The following is a 16,553-nucleotide window of genomic DNA, read 5'->3' as shown; positions in this document are numbered from 1 at the left end:
CCCCGAGCGCCGCCCGGTTGCAGACGTTTCGCTGCTGAGTGACGGCAGTACCGACCAGGGCCTGCGCCGTGCGGCCCGAGTACTGCCTGGTGCCGGTACGCGGTGATGTGCAGGCCTTCGTGTGTCCCCACGCCGATGACACAGGAGGCAGAGTTGCCCGGTAAGCGCGTTCTCGTTCTGAGGCCGGACGAACTGAGCCCGAACGACCAGAAGATGTGGCGTGAGATCCGGACGGAGTCCGGCGCCCCGGCCAATCCCTTTCTCGACCCGGGATTCACCGTCGCGGTGGGACGGGTCAGGCCGGGAGCCAGGGTGGCGGTGTTGCAGGACGACGGTTCCCCGGTGGGGTTCTTCCCCTACGAGGCGGGGGCGTTGGGGCGGGGCCGGGCCATCGGACTGGGGGTGTCCGACAGTCAGGGGGCCGTGCTGCGTCCCGGGATCCGGCTGGACGCTCGCCGGTTGTTACGGGTCTGCGGGCTGTCGTCCTGGGAGTTCGACAACCTGGAGGCCGGTCAGGGGGTGTTCGTGCCGCACGCGGTCGAGGAGCTCGCCTCCCCGGTCGTCGACATCGGCAGGGGGTTCGAGGCGTACACGGAGCGGCTGCGGGCGAAGTCGCCGGGATTCCTCAGACAGACGCTGGCGAAGGAACGCAAACTGGCGCGGCAGGTCGGGACGGTGCGGTTCGCGTACGACACCGCGGATCCCGGGGCGCTGCGGGCGCTGATGCGGTGGAAGTCGGCGCAGTACCGGCGGACCGGCCGCCGGGACCGGTTCGCGCAGGAGTGGATCACCCGGCTGGTGGGGCTGCTCGGGGAGAGCGAGGACCCTGAGTGCCGTGGGGTGCTGTCCGTGCTGTACGCCGCGGACCGGCCCGTGGCAGCGCACTTCGGGCTGCGCTCGCGCTCGGTGCTGTCCTGGTGGTTCCCGGCGTACGACCGGGCGTACGCCAAGTACTCCCCCGGCCTCGTGCTGCAGTTGAGGATGCTGGAGGCCGCGGCGGCCGACGGGGTCGAGACGGTGGACCTGGGGAGCGGTCCGGCCCGCTACAAGGATTCGCTCAAGACCCGGGACCTGCGGGTGTACGAAGGAGCGGTGCTACGGCCGGTGCCGGGCGGGGCCGCCCACTGGCTGGGCCGGGAGCCCGCACGGGCCGCCCGCCGCTTCGTCCGCAACCGGCCCCGCCTGGCCGGCGCGGCCGCACGGACCCTTGAGGAACTGAGCCGGTTGCGAGGCGGCTGAGGCCGGGCCGTCCGGCTCCGGGCCCGCTGATCGGGGCCCGGGTGCCCGGCCCCTGAGGGCCGGGCACCGCGCGGTCATCCCGTGGCGGTCCAGCTGTGTGCGACGTCCACGATGACGCGGTCGTCCAGCTGCTGCACCCGGAAGGGCAGCCGCGCGCGGACGCCGAGACCGATCTGGGTGTCCCCCTCGAAGCTGCCCGCGAACCGGGTGTCCCGGAAGGTGCGGTAGCCGGTGAGGTCCACGCCCGGCAGGGGAAGCGCCGGACGTCCGGGATACGTGGCCGCGCCGGTCTCCGGGTCGTACGCGGGCGCTGTCACGCGCACCTCGAGGACGGCGCCGCCCGCCACCGGGATGTGCCGGCCCGAGCCGTCCTGGTACAGCCGGTCGACGTACTGCACGGTGTAGCCGACGCCGCTGCCGCCGCCGGGCACGTCGATGACCATCCGGTCGAAACAGGTGTGGCGGCCGGTCCTGATGTTCGTCACCGATGCGAGCGTGGCGCCGGCGTCGGTCTTGGCGAGGCTTCCCCAGCCGGTCGGACACGTGGCCTGTGTGGTGGACCGCTGGGCTGCGGCCGGTGCGGCGCCGGCCGGAACCGTCGCCACGGCCACCGTGGCGCCCACGAGTGCGAGCGTCGCGCATGCTGTTCTGATTCTTACCATTGCCGCCCCCGAGGCTTGCATGTGGCTGATGTCGGGTGAGACGACCGGGCCGACCGAAAGGTTGCACTTGCCGCGCCGGACCGCCGACGATGGCACATCCTGGTGGGAAGCGATTGGTGTCCGGTGCGTCCGTACCGGGAGGACGCGACATGGATGAGGCAGCCGCCGTACCGGACCGGCCACGGTCAGCCGGTGGTGGGAGCCGGGACGGGGCTGACGGCCGGGTCCCGAGCGGGGACACGGGCCGGATCGAGGATGCCCTGACGACCCCGCTGGTGGAGGCCGTGCGGGACCTCGACGGCTACGGCGGACTGGTCTACCTGCGCTCCCGCGACCGGCGCTCGCTGGTTCTCGCGATGGTCACCGGCGTGCCCCGGTCACTGCTCAAGAGCTGGTGGCGGGTGCCGGTGGGCGGTGCCCTGCCCATGGCGGAGGCCTACCGGCGCGACGAGACGCTGTGGCTGCCGGACGAACGGGCCAGCATGGTCCGCTTCCCGCACTTCACCGCCGGGCTGCCGTACTCCTTCGGCTCCGCCTACCAGCCCGTCCGGGCCGGCGGCGAGACCGTGGGCGTCCTCGTCGTGCTGCGCTCGGCGGCCCGGACGCCGGTCGAGGCGGAGACGGTGGATATCGCGCTGCGACCCGCCGAGCGGGCCATGGAGGAGCGCCTCGACCGCCTCGCCGCGGGCCGGCCCGGCTCGGGCTCGGCCGTGTACCGGGTCGAGTACGACGACGACCCGGTCAGCGTGCGGTTGCCCACCTCCGCCGCCCGCCCGGTCCGGGTGGGGCTCATCGACTGGGACCTGGACAGCGACCGGTGCGCGGCGGACGACGAGGCCCTCGAACTGCTGGGCGTCGACCGGGCGGACTACGGCGGCACCATCGCGGACATCGAGGCCCGGGTCAGCCCCGACGACCTGCACGAGCTGCGGGAGAGCCGGCACGACGCACTGGGCAGCGGCCGGGTCAGGTCCCGGCACTTCCGGCTGCGGGACGAGTCCCGGGGCGAGGAGAAGACCAGCTACCGGCCGGTCGAACTGTGGGGCCACCTCGTGCACGGCGGCGCCGGCTCCGGGCGGATCCTGGTCGGCGCCCTCGTCGACGCGGCGGGCGGGCTCACCGCGGCCGAGGCGGCCGAGCGGCTTCCCGACGGGCTGTTCTCCCTGGACCAGGACGGCCGCCTGACGTACGCCAACCGCCGCTGCGAGGAACTGCTGGGATCAGGCCGGGAAGAGCTCTTCGGGCGCTACCCGTGGGAGGTGGTCACCTGGCTCCGCGATCCCGCCTACGAGGACCGCTACCGGGCGGCGATGCTGTCGCAGGAGCAGGTGTCCTTCCTCGTGCGGCATCCGGAGGGGAACTGGCTGAGCTTCGTGCTGTATCCGGACGTGCACGGGCTGACCGGCCGGGTCTTTCCGACCGGACCGCCCACGGGGGCCGAAGCGGGAGAGGAAGCCGGCTCCGGCGCCGGTCCCGGCATCGGCGCCGTCGCCCCGCCGCCCGGGCCGGTCGCCGCCGCGCGTGCCGGGGCGCTGTACCACGTGGTGCAGATGGCGAGCGTGCTCACCGAGGCGGTCACCGTGCAGGACGTCTGCCGGGCGGTGTCGGAGCAGCTGCTGCCCGCCTTCGGCGCCCGGGAGCTGGCCCTGTACACCGTCCGCGAGGGCCGGATGTACCTGCTGTGGGAGTCGGGTTACCCGGAGGACTTCCTCACCCCGTTCGAAGGGGTCACCCTCGACACGCAGCTGCCCGGCGTCCACGCGCTCACCACGCGGCTCCCCCTGTTCTTCGAGTCGCCCGAGGACCTTTCCCTCGCCTATCCGGGCATCGTCCTGGACCGGATGAACGCCTGGTCGTTCCTGCCGCTGATCGCCTCCGGTCATTCGGTCGGCTCGTGCATCCTCGGCTGGGACACCCCGCACCGGTTCACGCCCGACGAGCGCTCGGCCCTCACCGCGCTCAGCGGCCTGGCCGCCCAGGCGATGGAGCGGGCGCGGCTCTACGACTCGGAGTCCGCCGTCGCCCGCGGCCTCCAGGAGGGGCTGCTGCCGCACCGGCTGCCCGCCGTCGAGGGCCTGCGCACCACCGGCCGCTATCTGCCCGGCACGCAGGGCATGGCGATCGGCGGCGACTGGTACGACGTGATCACCACCGGGCGTGGCGTGGCGCTGGTCATCGGGGACGTCGAGGGCCACAGCGTGGGCGCCGCCGCGGTGATGGGGCAGTTGCGCAGCGCCGTGCACGCCTTCGCCGCGAGCGAGCGCCCGCCGCAGGAGGTCATCACGCACACCAACCGGCTGCTGACCGAGCTGGAGTCGGACGTCTTCGCCACCTGCTGCTACATCGAACTCGACCCGGCCACCGGGCGCGCCCTCGCCGTGCGGGCCGGCCATCCCCCGCCGCTGCTGCGCCATCCCGACGGGCGGGTCGAGACGCTGGACCTCGTGGGCGGCGTGATGCTGGGCGTGCAGCCCGACTCGGTCTATCCCGTCACCGCGCTCACGCTCGCCCCCGGCAGCGTTCTCGCCCTGTACACCGACGGACTGGTGGAGCGGCCCGGCAGTGACATCGAGATGGGCATCGACGCGGTCCGCCGCCGTCTGTCCGAGACCCCGGCGGACTCCGTGGAGCATCTCGCCGACCGGCTGGTGGGGACCGCCCGGCAGGCCAGGGAGCGGCCGGACGACGTGGCGCTGCTGCTGACGGCGTACCGGTGATCGCGGCGCTCGACGCCGGGCAGGCTGCCCGGACGGGCGGGCGAACGGCCCCACGTGAGGGGCGCCAGGTAGCGTAGGCGGGACCGGCGAGCAAGGCGGTGGTGACGGTGGACTGGCAGCGGTACGCCGAGCAGATGGCACGGCTCGCCCGTGACCTGGTCGCGGCGGACTCGGTTCAGGCGACGCTGGACGCGATCGCGGCAGCGGCGGTGGAGCTGGTCGAGGGGTGCGACGCGGCGGGGATCCTGACCGTTTCGAAGGGCCGGTCCGTGACGCTGGCCGTGTGCGGTGACATGGTCGAGGAGTCGGACCGGCTCCAGGGCGAGCTGGGCGAGGGGCCGTGCTTCGACGCCGCATGCCGCGTGGACGGCGAGCGGCTGTTCCGTATCGCCGACATGACCCTGCCGCAGCCGTCCTGGCCGCGGTACAGCCAGGCGGCCCGCGACCTCGGTATCGGCAGCATGACCGGTGTCCTGCTGTACACCGACCGGCAGGACTTCGGCGCGCTGAACCTCTACTCGCGCCGCCCCGGGGCGTTCGGCCAGGACACCGAGGCAGCGGGGTGGCTGCTGGCCTCCCACGCCGCGGTGGCGCTGGCCACGGCCCGTACCGTCGACCAGCTCGAGAACGCCATGGAGACCCGGCACGCCATAGGCGAGGCCATGGGGATCCTGATGGAGCGGCATCGGCTGGGTGAGGACGAGGCCTTCGGCGTGCTGCGGCGCATCTCCCAGGACCACAACCTCAAGTTGCGCGACGTGGCGCGGCGGGTCCGGGCCGGCCATCCCGATCCGGCCTGACGGGCCGGCCCGGGCAGCGGCCTCACAGCGCTCCGTCCCGGAGTCGGGAGACGCGCAGGAGGAGCACGGCGATGTCGTCGGTGTGCCGTCCGGTGGGTGTGGTGTGGCGGACGAGCCGGTCGATGAGCCGTTCCAGATCGTGGCCGTCGGCGCCGTCCAGGTGCCCGGCGAGGTCGGCCGTGGTGCGGGTGGCGTCGGTGCCGGGGAGTTCGACCAGACCGTCGGTGTAGAGGGCGAGGGTGGTGCCGGGCAGCAGCGGCACGGTCGTGACCGGGTAGTGGGCGCCGGTGTCGATGCCCAGGAGGGGGCCGGGCTCGACGTCGAGGGCGCCTGCCGGGTGCCGGGCGTGGCGCAGCAGCGGCGGCACGTGCCCCGCGCTGGCGAAGGAGGCCTGCCGGCCCGCCAGGTCCAGGTGGACGTAGAGGCAGGAGACGAGCAGTTCCGAGTCGAGGTCGGCCAGGAGCCGGTTGGTGCGGGTGAGGACCTCGCCGGGTGCGGCGCCGGCGGTGGCGTGGGCGTGGATGGCGGTACGGACCTGGCCCATGAGGGCGGCGGCGGCGACGCTGTGGCCTTCCACGTCGCCGATGACGGCGGCCGCGGTCGTGTCGTTCAGCCGCAGGACGTCGAAGAAGTCCCCTCCGACCTCGGTGCCGTGGCCGGCGGGCAGGTAGCGGGCGGCGACGTCGAGGCCGGGCAGGCGGGGCAGGGCCCGGGGCAGCAGGGCGCGCTGCAGTTCGTGCACGAGCCGGTGTTTGGTGTCGTAGAGGCGGGCGCGGTCGAGGGCTTGGGCGATGAGGCCGGACAGCGAGGTGAGGACGGCGCGTTCGTCGGCGGTGAAGGTGTGCGGCCGGGCGTAGGACAGGATGCAGCAGCCGACCGGCCGGCCGGAGATGATCAGGGGGAGGAACGCCCAGGCCTCTTTGCCGCTGATCTGGGGTGCTCTGGGGTAGCTGGCGGCCAGTTCGGCGGGGTGGGCGAAGAAGGCCGGGGTGCCGTCGGCCAGGACCTGGCCGGCGGGGGTGAGGTCGGTGTCCAGGGCCAGGGCGTCGAGCCGCTCCATGACGTCGGTCGGGTAGCCGTGGTGGCCGGTGATCTTCAGCCGGCCGGCCTCGACGCCGGACAGGACGAGTCCCTGGGCGCCGAAGGCGGGCAGGATCTGGTGGGCGATCAGCGCGACGAGGTCGCTCACGGTCACCGTCTCGGTGAGCGCGGCCGCGAGGTGCACGAGCTGGTAGAGGCGTCCCGTCGGTGCCACGACGGCCGGGCGCGCCGGGGCGGGCGGCGGGTCCTCGGTCTGCCGGGCGCTCGCGGCCACGCGCACACTGATGCCGCTGGTGTCGGGGTAGAGCTGGAAGGTCAGCGGCTGGTCCGGCGGCCGCAGCGCGGTGAAGGACACGGGTGCGCGGCTGACGAGCGCCGTGCGGTAGTGGTCCTCGTAAATGGGGTCGTCGAGCCAGGGCAGGGCGTGCCAGGGCCGGGTTCCGAGGAGCAGGTCGGCGCCGCGGCCGAGCAGGCGGGCCGCGGTGGCGGTGACGAAGATGATGCGGCCCTCCAGGTCGAGGGCCAGGGCGCCTTCGGGGAGGCGTTCGAGGTAGTCGGCGGCGGCCAGGCCGGTCTGCGCGGGGTGGCGTGAGGCGTCGACGGGGACGACGCGCGGCACATCGGGCAGCTGCGGCGCCTGGGTGGTGTCGTCCAGCAGGCGGGCGATGCGGCGGGCGCTGGAGGTGAGGTGTCCGTGTTCGCGGGGTGTGATCCTTCGGGGTCGCCCGGCGGGCCACATCAGCACGAGGCCGCCCCAGGAACGCCGTACCCCGGTCAGCGGGACGGCGGCCAGGGCGAACGGGTAGGGCAGGACGGCGGCGGCCCTGGGATAGCGGCGGGCCATCTCGTCCTGGCCGGTGACGCTGACCAGGGTGTCGTCATGGATCGCGTCGGTGACCGGGACGGGTGCGGTCAGGGGCAGCCGCTGCCACGGGGCGGTGAAGGCCGCCGGCAGGCCGCACTGGGCCACCAGGCGCAGCACCGGCTCCGCCTCCTCGATCAGGTAGAGGCCGCCGATCGAGGCGCCGGTACCGCGCACGGTGTCGGCCAGGGCCGCTCCCAGGGCGTCGTCCAGCGATCCGGCGCCTCCGGCTTGCTCGTCGCTCCCGGGCATGGTGTCCTCCCGCTCCTACCCGGACGCTACGCCTGGCGAGGGCTGCGGGCATGTCCTCGGCGGGGGTGCCCGCCTTCGACACCGGGATGCGCAAGCCGGGGGCGCTGCCGGGGACGGTGGTCCGGCCGATTCGTGCGGGCGGCTGTGCGTGCGGGCGCCCGCTGCGAGAATCGGGAGCCCTGGACGGCATCGGGAGGCCGGCTTGCTGACGCTGACATCGCAGGACCCGCCGGCCGTGGCCGTCACGGAGGCGATCCGGGCCGGGGATCTGCCCTGGCTGAGGCGGCTGCTCGCCGACCACCCCGGTCTCGCCGCCGCACGCGTCACCGAGCACGGTGAGGACGGCACGGGCACGCGCAGTCTGCTGCACATCGCGACCGACTGGCCCGGTCACTTCCCCCACGGTCCCGAAGTGATCGCGATCCTCGTCGCCGCCGGGGCCGATCCCGACGCCCGCTTCGGCGGAGCGCACGCGGAGACGCCGCTGCCCTGGGCCGCCAGTAGCGACGATGTGCCCGCCCTGGACGCGCTCATCGCGGCCGGGGCCGACATCGAAGCGCGAGGGGCGGTGATCGGCGGTGGCACCCCGCTGGCCGACGCCCGGGGGTTCGGCCAGTGGCGCGCCGCGCACCGGCTCGTCGAGCACGGCGCCCACGTCACCCTCCAGGACGCCGCCACGCTCGGCCTGCTCGACCGGGTGCGGGCGTATGCCGAGGCGGACGAGCCGCCCTCAGCATGAGGAGATCACCAGCGCGTTCTGGGGCGCCTGCCACGGCGGGCACCTGCCCACCGCGCGGTACCTCCACGAACGCGGCGCCGACCCCCACTGGCGCGGCTACGACGGCATGACCCCGCTCGACATCGCCCGCGCCCGGGACGCCGACGACGTCGTGCGGTGGCTGCACGGCCTGGACGGGCAGGTCGGCTCCTAGCGTCCCGGCCGGGCGGGGCGGCTCACAGGCAGTAGCGCACGAGCCATTCGTCCTGGTTGTACGCGGTGCGCGCCGGGTCGGGCACGCTGGCCGCCCGCTCCTCGACCATGTCCTCCACACGCACCGGTTCCGGGAGTGTCCCGAAACGGGCCCGGCGGGCGGCCGTCTCCGCCTCGCTCCCCTGCTGCGACGTCGCCTCGTCCACGGCGATTCCCCTCTCCGGCTGGTCGGATCGACCGTTCGGCCCTTGCTGGGCAAAGAGTGGACGTGCGGGAGCGGTTCATGGTTCCCGTGGCGGCGCTCAGCCGTAGAAGTTGCGCTGCCACCGGTGCCGGGCGAGGGTGGCCAGCTGGTTTTCCGTGAGCGGCCGGCCGTCGCTCGGGGCGGTGTTGCGCTCGGCGTTGCGGACGCTGCGCATGCCGGGGACGACGGTCGAGACGGCGGGGCGCCGAGGGCGAGGCGCAGCGCGGTCTCGGCCATGTCGTCGGGCCCGATGCCGAGGTCGGCGCAAATCACCGCGACGCGCCGCTCGACCCGGGCGGTCCGGTCGTAGCGGAAGCAGCGGTTGCGGAAATCGCCCTCGGGGACGGTCGAGCCGGCCGTGATCCGGCCGGTCAGTTCCCCCCTCGTCGAGGGCGGCGCGCACGATGACGCCGACGTCGTGTTCCGCGCAGGCGGGGAGCAGGTGCTCGGCCGGTGGCTGGTCGACGATGTCGTAGATGACGTGGACGGTGTCGACCGTCTCCAGCCGGTCGCCGCGGCCGGCCCATTCGTCGCTCCGCGGTGCACCTCCACGGCTCGGCGGCCCTCCGACGGCAGGTGCCGTCGGCTGCACCCACCTCAGGCGATCACCCGCCGGAGATCACGGCGGTTTCGGCGGGCGCCGGCTTGTTCGACCCTACGAACTTTCAACTCCGCTGTTTCCCTTCCGCCCTCCCAATGATAGGAAACCTTCCTATCAGTTCCGCACGGCCCGCTCTCCCAATCCCCCACCCTGCTTGGAGGCACCGTGAGACACCCCTCTGCCCCGGCCACGCGCCGCACCGTCCTGGCGCTGTTCGGCGCGGCCCTCGTGGCCACCCCCCTCCTGAAGCCGGCGCACGCCACGGCATCCGGGCGCGCGGTCGGACTCGACGACCCGGCGAAGAAGGAGATCGCCATGCAGCTCGTGTCGAGCGCGGAGAACTCCTCGCTCGACTGGAAGGCGCAGTACCAGTACATCGAGGACATCGGCGACGGCCGCGGCTACACCGCCGGCATCATCGGATTCTGCTCCGGCACCGGCGACATGCTGGACCTCGTCGAGCTCTACACCGCCCGCAAGCCCGGCAACGTCCTCGCGAAGTACCTCCCTGCCCTGCGCGAGGTCGACGGCTCCGACTCTCACGACGGACTGGACCCCGGCTTCCCCGGCGACTGGCGCCGGGCTGCGCGCGACGTGGAGTTCCGGCGCGCCCAGGACGACGAACGTGACCGGGTGTACTTCGACCCGGCGGTCCGGCAGGGGAAAGCGGACGGGCTGCGGGTGCTGGGCCAGTTCGCCTACTACGACGCCCTCGTCATGCACGGCGACGGCGGCGATCCCACGAGCTTCCGCAACATCCGCAAGCGGGCCCTGCGCACGGCGAAGCCCCCGGCCCAGGGCGGTGACGAGGTGAGGTACCTCGACGCCTTCCTCGACGCACGGGTGTGGGCCATGAAGCAGGAGGAGGCACACAGCGACACGAGCCGGGTCGACACGGCGCAGCGCGTGTTCCTGCGCCAACGCAACCTCGACCTGAACCCGCCACTGGACTGGAAGGTCTACGGCGACAGCTACCACATCGGCTGACCACCGCGGCCCGGGCGGGAAATTGGTCCATCGAGCAGGCACGCGAGTGGACTCCTTCCCGGGCCGCCCGGCTGCCTAGCGTCACCCGCATGAACGCCACCACCACGCGCGGCGCCCTGCTCGCCGCGCTCGCCTGCGTCCTCGTCGGAGGGTCCTTCACCGCCAACAGCGTGCTGGGCGACTACCCGTACGCGGGCGGCCAGTTCCTGCGCTACGGGCTGGCCTGCCTGCTGCTGGTCCCGGCGGCGGGGAAGGGCGCCGCCGACCGGCTGCGCGCACTCACACTGCGCCGGTGGGGGCGTCTCGCCCTGCTCGCGGCGGTCGGCATGGTCGGTTTCAACCTGGCCGTCATCGCCGCGGAGCGCACGGCGGAACCGGCGGTTCCTGGCGTGTTCGTGGGCTGCGCGCCGGTGGCCGTCGCCGTGCTCGTGCCCCTCCTGGACGGGCGCAGGCCCAGGCGCACGGTGCTGTACGGGGCGTCGCTCGTGGCCGTCGGCGCCTTCACGGTCCAAGGGTGGGGCCGCACGGACGGCGTGGGCATCGCCTTCTCCGTGTGCGCCCTGGCGGGGGAGGTCGGGTTCGCCGTGCTCGCCGTCCCCGTGCTGCGGCCGCTCGGGCCCCGGCTGCTGTCCGCCACGGTGTGCGCGGTCGCCGCAGTGGAGTCGGCGGCGCTAGGGCTGTGGGCCGACGGGGGCTCCTGGCTGCGGCGGCCGGACGGCGTCGAGACGGCCGCGCTGCTGTGGCAGGCGGTGGTGGTCACCGTGGTCGGCTTCGTGTGCTGGTACATGGGCATGCAGCGGATCGGCGCGGAACGCGCCACCCTGTTCTCCGGCCTCATCCCCGTCGCGGCGGCCGGCACCGCACCGCTCGTCGGCACGGGCTCCTACGGTCTCGCGCAGGCGGCGGGCAGCGCGCTGGTGGGGTTCGGGGTGGCACTCGGGTCGGGAGCGCTGCGACGGGCGGGGCGCGAGCGCCGGTCACGGAGCCGGGCCTTTCGGGGGAACGGCCGCCGGGACTCCCGGGCCGTGCGCGTGCCTGACACGCCGGAGTGATCCCGCGCGCCTCTCATGGGCGGCACCGAACGCCCCGGACCTTCCTGCTCTCCCGTGTCCACAAGGCGTGGCAGCGCACCGGGGACGCGAAGGCCTCCCTGGCCCACGCCCTGGAGCTCACGGCCCGCGTCATCACCTGTCCCGTGCTGATCACGGTGAGCGTGTTCGCGGCGTTCATCGTCGGCGACACCATCGTGGTGAAGATGCTCGGGCTGGGGCTGGCCGTCAGCGTGCTCATCGACGCGACCGTCGTACGGCTGCTCATGGTGCCGGCGGTGATGACCCCGCTCGGGCGGCACGCCTGGTGGACGCCGCGCTGGCTGAACCGGGTGCTGCCGCACATCGACGCCGAGGGGGCGACGCGGGCGCGGGCGCGTCCGGCGTCGTAGGGGCGTCAGTGCAGGACCAGGTGGACGAGGGCGACGGTGCCGACCGACACGATCAGGGTGCGCAGGACGGCGGGGCTGAAGCGGCGGCCTGTTCTGGCTCCGACCAGGCCGCCCAGCGCGGAGCCGCCGGCGATGAGCACGACCGCCGTCCAGTCGAAGTCGGCGAAGAAGACGAAGAGCAGGGCGGCGACGGTGTTGACGACGGCCGCCAGCACGTTCTTGACGGCGTTGAGCCGCTGCAGCGTCTCGTCGAGGAACATGCCCATCAGGGAGACGTAGATGACGCCCTGCGCGGCGGAGAAGTAGCCGCCGTAGACGCTGGCCAGCGTCAGGCCGGTGAAGAGCAGGGGGCCGCCGTCACGGCGGACGGGCCTGCCGGACTCGCGTCGGCGGCGCACTCGCTTCGCGATCCAGGGCTGGCAGGCGACCAGGACGAGCGCGAGCCCCACCAGGACCGGCACGATCCGCTCGAACGCCGACGCGGGCAGGGTCAGCAGCAGCACCGCGCCCGTGAGACCACCCAGCACCGCTCCCATGCCCAGCAGGAGGACGCGCCGACCCTGGCCGCGCAGTTCCTCGCGGTAGCCCACGGCCGCGGTGATGGAGCCGGGGACCAGGCCCAGGCCGTTGGACACCGTGGCGGTGACCGGGGGCAGTCCGGCGGCCAGCAGGACCGGAAAGGTGATCAGCGTTCCCGAGCCGACGACGGCGTTGACGGCCCCGGCACCGGTGCCGGCGGCCAGCACGGCGGCCATCTCCCACGGCGTCACGCTGCCGCTCCGCCGCGTGCGCCGTTCCGCATGAGGTTCATGAGGTCACGGTAGGGGGTGGGTCCTTCGGCGGTCGTCGAAGGGTGCCGGGCGCGGCCTCGACCGGGCGCACGGAACGGCGGCGGGATCCGGGGGGATCCCGCCGCCGTTCGTGGGTCGTGCCCGGGCGTGACTCCTAGCCGCGCCTCACCCGGCGCAGGACGACGAAGCCCGCGATGACCAGGACTGCGCCCGCCGCGGCCGGCCAGAGCTGGGCGCCGGTGTCGGCCAGGCCGCCCCCGCCGACCGCCTGCGGCTCCGTCTGCGAAGGAGCCGACGGGGTCGGTGCGGCACTGGTCGCCGTGCCGACGGCCTGGGACTCACCGAGTCCGTCCGCGTCCTCACCGGAGTCGTCCTTCGAACCGCCGCCCTGCTCGGCGGCGTTGCCGCCACCGGCCGTGGAGGTCGCCTTCACCTCGGGCTCGGCCCGGCCGGGGGCCGTGGACGCGCCTGCGGACTCCGGTTCGGGCGCCGGCTTGTCCGCCGGGGGCTTCGAAGCCTCACCCTTGCCGTCGTCAGCGCCGTCGCCCTTGTCACCGGGCTTGCCGGCGTCGTTCCCGCCCTGCGGGGCGTCGGGCGTGCGGGTGGGCTGCTCCTGCGGGGCCTCCGGCGTCTTCGTCGGCTCCTCCTGCGGGGCCTCGGGGGTCTTCGTCGGCTCCTCCTGCGGGGCCTCCGGCGTCTTGGTCGGCTCCTCCTGGGGCTCCTCGGACGGCCCCGGGTTCTGCCCGCCGTCCGCTCCGGCTCCGCACGTACGGCCGTCGTTGATGCAGTCGACCATCTCCCCCATCAGATCCTCGTCGAAGATGTTGATGAAGTCGCCGTGGTCCGTGACCGGCTTGTGCAGCTGTTCCGGGAAGGAGTCGACCGCGAACAGCGGTGTCGTACGGCCGCCGTCCTGAAGGCTCGGCGCGTCGATGTCGTAGACGATGCGCTGGACCAGCTGCGGGATGGGGCGGAAGCCGGACGGGCAGTTGCCGGCGGCGTCCGCGAACGCCACATGGGTGCGGTGGTTGGCGCTGTCGATGTTGCGCCCGTCCCAGCAGCTCTGGAACTTGAAGGTCCGTACGACGTCGCTGCCCTGGGGGCACAGCGGGTACTTGTCCTTCAGCTGCCGGTCCTCGAAGCCCGTGCAGCTCCAGGAGGCGTTGGCGTTGGCGGGGCCGTTGACGAACGACTTGGCGTCGCCGGTGATGATGCGCAGCAGCCGCGGCATGGCCGTGACCTTCTCGCGCGGGTTGCCGACGAACGTCAGCGTGACCTGCTTCGGCGTGACGATCTCGCCGGCGTTGCCCTCGATGCCGCCGCCGGGCTTGTCGGCGTCCTGCTCCTGGGCGCCGTTCTGCAGACGCACGACGGGCCAGTAGTAGGACGACTTGTCGCCCTGGTCGTCGCAGCTGGTCTCCGCCTTGGCGAGGTCCTGGTCGCTGGCGAAGGCGTTGTTGGACTGGTTGCCGACGTAGTCGTGGAAGTGGTGGGCGCCGTTGCTCACACCCGGGGCGGCGATGATGTTGTCGGAGTTGAACAGGCCGTTCTCGTTCACGCCACAACTGGTGGCGAAGGAGCCCCGGGACGCGTCGCCCTGTGGGCCGGGGTTGTTCACGTTGGGCTGGACGCTCTTGATGTCCGCGAAGTCGGCGGCGACGGGGCCGTTGCCCGCCTGCCCGCCGTTGGCGCCCTGGCCTTGGCCGTTCCCCGGCTCCTGACCGGGCCCGCCCTGCTCCTGGCCGGACTGCCCGGCTCCGGCGCCGTCCTGGCCCTCGGCCTGCGCGGGAGCCTGGTTGCCGTCCTCCACGGTGCAGGCGGCGAGGGCCTCCAGCCCTTCGGGGCGCTCCCCTACCCGGTCGATGGCGATCGCGATGCGCTCCAGGGTCGCGGCCCGCTTCTCCTTCAGCGGGTTCACGACCGCGTTGTCGGCGAAGCCGGGGTCCTGCTGCACCTGCTGCGCCGATTCGCTCAGCCGCTGGTAGGCCTTGGCGATCTGCTCGTCCAGGAGGGCGAGTTCCTTGTCGACCTCCCCTCGGGCCGGTTCGGGGACCGAGGTCAGCTTGCTGCCGACGTCCGGGCAGTCGATCGTGGCGCCCGCGGTCCGAACCCCCGTGCCGGACCGCGTCTGGGCGGAGTCGCCGCCCGAACCCCCGTCCGTGGCCGAGGCGTAGACGTTCGCGGCCATCAGGCCGCCTCCGCCCAGGATCAGTGCGAATGCGGCGAAGGTCGCGCGTCGTGGGCCGGTAGGGCGTCTTCGCGTGTTGCGTCCCAAGGGTGCTCTCCTGCGCTTGTGGCGTGCCGGGCATGAAAATCCCCTCGCCCCATACGTACGGGAGCACCGGCGTGTTCACTCACCTCGAAAACTTTCGGAGAACTCTCATGGAACACGGCCCGGCCCGAGCCCCGCCGGACGCACCGTCCGGCGGGGACGCGCAGGTCAGCGGAAGTTCACGTCACTGCACAGGAAGTAGGTCTGGTCCATGTGCGAGGCCTGCCAGATCGTGTACACGACGTGTCGGCCGCTCAGCCCCGAAGTACTCACGGGAATCTCGTAGTTCTGGCTGGGCGCGTACCTGCCGGTGCGCTTGACGAGCTGGAGGTCGTTCCAGGTCAGCGGGCGGGTGGTGGGGTCGAAGCCCTGCCGCGTGACGTATACCAGGAAGTAGTCGGCGCCGTGGCTGGCCTGGTCGTGGAGCTTCACCGTGAAGTTGCCGGTGATGTCGGTGGTCTTCCAGGCGCCGACGGTGTCGAGGGAGTTGTACCGGCCGCCCTCGGTCCGTCCGCCGCTGCACAGCTGGCCGTTGGGGACGACGGCCTGGAAGTTCCCGCCGGAGCCGTTGCGGTACAGGCCGTTCCAGTTCCACATGGCGTTGGGATTGTCCTGCCACGCCTGCCAGCACATGGGGTCGAGACGGGCCATCTCGGGGTTCTGGAAGTCGCTCCCCCAGCGCAGCCAGCAGCCGTAGTTGCGGGAGGCGGGGTCCACGACCGACCCGTGGGCGACGGCGGTGCCGCTCCAGGGGATCAGACTGAGCAGTGCGGCGACCAGCGCGCTCAGGGCGAGTGCCAGACGGGACCTGAGCCTGGGGAGGCGCAGATCATGACCATGACAATTCATGATCTCCTTCTTTCGGGTGTGGGGGTTTTCGTACCTTCGACCGTGCTCGTTTTCCGTTTTCGATCATGTTTCGATACGTGGGGAGTACGGGAGCGTGGGAGCGCTCCCGCATCGCACAGGCTGCGTCCGATGGCACGGCTCGGCAACGCCTGATTGCGCCACTTCCGTGCCTCCTGGCGCATTCGACGCGTTCGATACGTTCGGTGGGCAGGACCGTCAGAGCCGGTCGAGTTCCTTCGTGGCGCGTCCGAGGTAGCAGACCTCGCCCGGCGCGGGGATGTCGATCTCCTCGAAGCCCATGCGGTCGTAGAAGGCCCTTGCCCGGGTGTTGGCGGTCGACATGGCCAGATGGACGGCCGGCACCCCCCTGTCCTGGAGGGCCCGCAGGAACGTCCGCATGAGGCGGCGGCCGTGACCGCGGCCCTGCCAGTCGGGCAGCAGGTCGATGTGCAGATGCGCGGGATGGGCGACGAGCCCGGGCAGCACCATCCGTTCGGGATCGTGCAGCAGGCCCGCCATCACCTCGTCCGGGGTGCGCGGCGGCCGGGGCGGCTCCGGGTAGCGGTCGGCCACCAGGGGCAGCCACGTGGTGCGGAAGGCCTCGGCGAAACGGGGGGTGTCGGCCGTGCCGAGGATGTACCCGACCGCCTGCCCCCGCCCGTCGTCCAGCACGAAGGCCAGGTCCGGCTCCAGATGGACGTACGGCGCCGCGAAGGCCGCCGGAAAGATGCCCGGGTCCGCGTAGTGGGGTCGGCTGTCCTCGCCGTGGTGGGCGGTGCGGATGCAGATGTCGTCGAGGGCGGGGCGATCCTCGGGGCGGTACGGCCGGATGACGGGCGATGTTGTCATGACGGCATGGTGCAC

Annotated in this window: 14 protein-coding genes and 2 pseudogenes; 8 read left to right on the top strand and 8 right to left on the bottom strand. The window is 72.9% G+C overall.

Going from position 1 to position 16,553, the window contains the following annotated elements; genetic code table 11:
• The first annotated feature begins 135 nt into the window (after positions 1-135).
• Positions 136-1,239 (top strand): GNAT family N-acetyltransferase, encoded by a 1,104-nt coding sequence (locus ACFY9E_RS27955; protein WP_390988552.1) that lies wholly within the window; start codon positions 136-138, stop codon positions 1,237-1,239.
• 74 nt (positions 1,240-1,313) lie between these two features.
• Here the strand turns inward: ACFY9E_RS27955 and ACFY9E_RS27950 are convergent, their stop codons facing one another.
• Entirely contained in the window at positions 1,314-1,901 is a 588-nt protein-coding gene (locus tag ACFY9E_RS27950; RefSeq protein ID WP_390988550.1) for a hypothetical protein, read from the bottom strand.
• A gap of 149 nt (positions 1,902-2,050) precedes the next feature.
• Between ACFY9E_RS27950 and ACFY9E_RS27945 the strand changes: the two genes are divergently transcribed.
• Both ACFY9E_RS27945 and ACFY9E_RS27940 read left to right on the top strand, forming a co-directional pair.
• On the top strand, positions 2,051-4,618 hold the full coding sequence (locus ACFY9E_RS27945; protein ID WP_390988548.1) for a SpoIIE family protein phosphatase: 2,568 nt from the start codon (positions 2,051-2,053) through the stop codon (positions 4,616-4,618).
• Positions 4,619-4,725: 107 nt separating this feature from the next.
• The gene (locus tag ACFY9E_RS27940) at positions 4,726-5,418 is read left to right on the top strand and encodes an ANTAR domain-containing protein (protein WP_390988546.1); all 693 of its coding nucleotides are present in this window, start codon (positions 4,726-4,728) and stop codon (positions 5,416-5,418) included.
• Positions 5,419-5,440: 22 nt separating this feature from the next.
• Here ACFY9E_RS27940 and ACFY9E_RS27935 read toward each other — a convergent pair whose 3' ends face one another.
• Positions 5,441-7,573: a SpoIIE family protein phosphatase gene (locus ACFY9E_RS27935; RefSeq protein ID WP_390988545.1), complete on the bottom strand. Its 2,133-nt coding sequence runs from the start codon at positions 7,571-7,573 to the stop codon at positions 5,441-5,443.
• Between the two features lie 202 nt (positions 7,574-7,775).
• Between ACFY9E_RS27935 and ACFY9E_RS27930 the strand changes: the two genes are divergently transcribed.
• Entirely contained in the window at positions 7,776-8,312 is a 537-nt protein-coding gene (locus tag ACFY9E_RS27930; RefSeq protein ID WP_390988543.1) for an ankyrin repeat domain-containing protein, read from the top strand.
• Entirely contained in the window at positions 8,281-8,505 is a 225-nt protein-coding gene (locus ACFY9E_RS27925) for an ankyrin repeat domain-containing protein (RefSeq protein WP_390988541.1), read from the top strand. Before ACFY9E_RS27930 ends, ACFY9E_RS27925 begins: the two co-directional genes overlap by 32 nt.
• A gap of 22 nt (positions 8,506-8,527) precedes the next feature.
• Here ACFY9E_RS27925 and ACFY9E_RS27920 read toward each other — a convergent pair whose 3' ends face one another.
• Positions 8,528-8,710 (bottom strand): hypothetical protein, encoded by a 183-nt coding sequence (locus tag ACFY9E_RS27920; protein WP_390988539.1) that lies wholly within the window; start codon positions 8,708-8,710, stop codon positions 8,528-8,530.
• 96 nt (positions 8,711-8,806) lie between these two features.
• A pseudogene (locus tag ACFY9E_RS27915) lies at positions 8,807-9,283 on the bottom strand (aldo/keto reductase); the annotation flags it as partial.
• A 231-nt stretch (positions 9,284-9,514) separates the two neighbouring features.
• On the opposite strand from ACFY9E_RS27915, the gene ACFY9E_RS27910 reads away from it, so the two are divergent.
• The 3 genes and pseudogenes from ACFY9E_RS27910 to ACFY9E_RS27900 form a co-directional block, all read left to right on the top strand.
• Positions 9,515-10,336 carry a chitosanase gene (locus ACFY9E_RS27910; protein WP_390988537.1) on the top strand — a complete coding sequence of 274 codons (822 nt, stop codon included), beginning with the start codon at positions 9,515-9,517 and terminating at the stop codon, positions 10,334-10,336.
• Between the two features lie 89 nt (positions 10,337-10,425).
• Positions 10,426-11,388, top strand: coding sequence for an EamA family transporter (locus tag ACFY9E_RS27905; RefSeq protein WP_390988535.1), 963 nt, complete (start codon positions 10,426-10,428; stop codon positions 11,386-11,388).
• Between the two features lie 41 nt (positions 11,389-11,429).
• Positions 11,430-11,777, top strand: a pseudogene (locus ACFY9E_RS27900) (MMPL family transporter); the annotation flags it as partial.
• 5 nt (positions 11,778-11,782) lie between these two features.
• Here the strand turns inward: ACFY9E_RS27900 and ACFY9E_RS27895 are convergent.
• The 4 genes from ACFY9E_RS27895 to ACFY9E_RS27880 all read right to left on the bottom strand — a co-directional run bounded on the left by ACFY9E_RS27895 (position 11,783) and on the right by ACFY9E_RS27880 (position 16,538).
• Positions 11,783-12,547 carry a TSUP family transporter gene (locus ACFY9E_RS27895; RefSeq protein ID WP_390988533.1) on the bottom strand — a complete coding sequence of 255 codons (765 nt, stop codon included), beginning with the start codon at positions 12,545-12,547 and terminating at the stop codon, positions 11,783-11,785.
• 175 nt (positions 12,548-12,722) lie between these two features.
• Positions 12,723-14,756: a DUF1996 domain-containing protein gene (locus ACFY9E_RS27890; RefSeq protein ID WP_390988531.1), complete on the bottom strand. Its 2,034-nt coding sequence runs from the start codon at positions 14,754-14,756 to the stop codon at positions 12,723-12,725.
• Positions 14,757-15,008: 252 nt separating this feature from the next.
• Positions 15,009-15,689 carry a lytic polysaccharide monooxygenase gene (locus ACFY9E_RS27885; RefSeq protein WP_390988530.1) on the bottom strand — a complete coding sequence of 227 codons (681 nt, stop codon included), beginning with the start codon at positions 15,687-15,689 and terminating at the stop codon, positions 15,009-15,011.
• A 216-nt stretch (positions 15,690-15,905) separates the two neighbouring features.
• Positions 15,906-16,538: a GNAT family N-acetyltransferase gene (locus ACFY9E_RS27880; RefSeq protein WP_390988528.1), complete on the bottom strand. Its 633-nt coding sequence runs from the start codon at positions 16,536-16,538 to the stop codon at positions 15,906-15,908.
• Positions 16,539-16,553: the final 15 nt, after the last annotated feature.

The sequence above is a fragment of the Streptomyces sp. NPDC012466 genome (genome assembly GCF_042955215.1).
Lineage (GTDB): Bacteria > Actinomycetota > Actinomycetes > Streptomycetales > Streptomycetaceae > Streptomyces.
This window is presented reverse-complemented; position numbering and strand designations above follow the sequence as displayed.